The following is a 1,264-nucleotide window of genomic DNA, read 5'->3' as shown; positions in this document are numbered from 1 at the left end:
CATTTAGCTATATGTTGTGCCAAAGGCTAAAAATTTATTAGCTGTTAGTAATGTTATATTTAGCCTTTTTGGTTGTAATAGCTAAATTATTTTTAGCTATTATGTATTTTTGATTTAGCTTTTTTAGTATGTTTGTGACAAGAAATATTTAGCTACATGAAGTACAATAAGCTAAAAGAGCAGCCACAGTTTAAGGAGAACCCTTTCGTAGAAAAGGCTATAGAGGACATTAGAATTGTAAAAAAAACTCAAGTAATCCGTGCTAAAAACAGGGATGAAATTCAAATGATCGTTACTAATGACGGAGATGTGCAAGGTTATTCTGCCTTTATGCGGTTCGTTGAAGTAGAAGAAGAGAAGTTTGCCAAACTATATTTATCTCAGTTCGTCGCTTTTTGGGAGTTATCCAAATCGGCCATTCGGGTGTTTGGCTACATTATTACGATCCTAAGACCTAAGCAAGATGAGTTCTTCTTAGAAATGAATAAATGCTTAGAGTACACTAGATACACACATGCCAACAGCGTTTTAAGCGGGTTAGCAACACTAGTAGAATGTGGTATTATTGCACGCAGTGATAGCCACTTTAAATACTTCATCAACCCATTGGTAGTATTTAATGGCGATAGAGTGACTTTTGCAAGAACTTACATAAAGAAAAAGAAAGAACGAGAAGTTGATACTAAAAATCAACTACAACTATTTCAGAATGAGGCTATTAAACAACAAATAGCAGATTTTCAAGATAACGAATAACTTTGCACTATGACACCTGAACGTAGACTTGACCAATTAGAACCAGCCTTAGCGGATGGTCTCCAAAAAATTGACCGACTTGTAGAGAGCCATGGTCAACTTGTCGGATTGGCTACTGATACTAAAGCGGAATTAGAACAAGTCAAACGGACAGGCGAGATTACAGCTAGTGGTTTAGCTAAATTGACCACTTTTGTCCAAGAGGGATTTGTTAATGTACAAAAAGACATTGCTGACTTAAAAACAGGCCAGGAGGCCATTATGCAGTATTTACGGGAAAAGCTCCCCTAACGATATTAGTCGAAACGGAAACCGGCGCTGCTGAGGAGCAACCGGCCAGGGATAGACTAGTGCACGTACTAACCGTACGGAAAGTCAACCGGATTGATAGCTTAAAGCCTCCGATTGATACCGCCCCGATCTTGATAGCTACAAGCCAGATCGGGGCGTTTTTATAGCTACTCAAACAGAAAGCGGACCCGCTACGCGGGGTGTTAAAAGTGGTAGG

At 39.0% G+C, this 1,264-nt stretch carries 2 protein-coding genes; both read left to right on the top strand.

Annotated elements, in window-relative coordinates:
* Positions 1-156: 156 nt before the first annotated feature.
* The gene (locus B156_RS29920) at positions 157-756 is read left to right on the top strand and encodes a hypothetical protein (RefSeq protein ID WP_018622698.1); all 600 of its coding nucleotides are present in this window, start codon (positions 157-159) and stop codon (positions 754-756) included.
* Between the two features lie 9 nt (positions 757-765).
* A complete protein-coding gene (locus tag B156_RS0125805) occupies positions 766-1,047 on the top strand; it encodes a hypothetical protein (RefSeq protein WP_018622697.1) in 282 nt (93 codons plus the stop codon).
* Positions 1,048-1,264 lie beyond the last annotated feature (217 nt).

It is taken from the genome of Spirosoma luteum DSM 19990 (assembly GCF_000374065.1).
Classification (GTDB): domain Bacteria; phylum Bacteroidota; class Bacteroidia; order Cytophagales; family Spirosomataceae; genus Spirosoma; species Spirosoma luteum.
The sequence above is the reverse complement of the archived record's forward strand: the minus strand, read 5'-3'. Positions and strand labels throughout refer to the sequence as shown.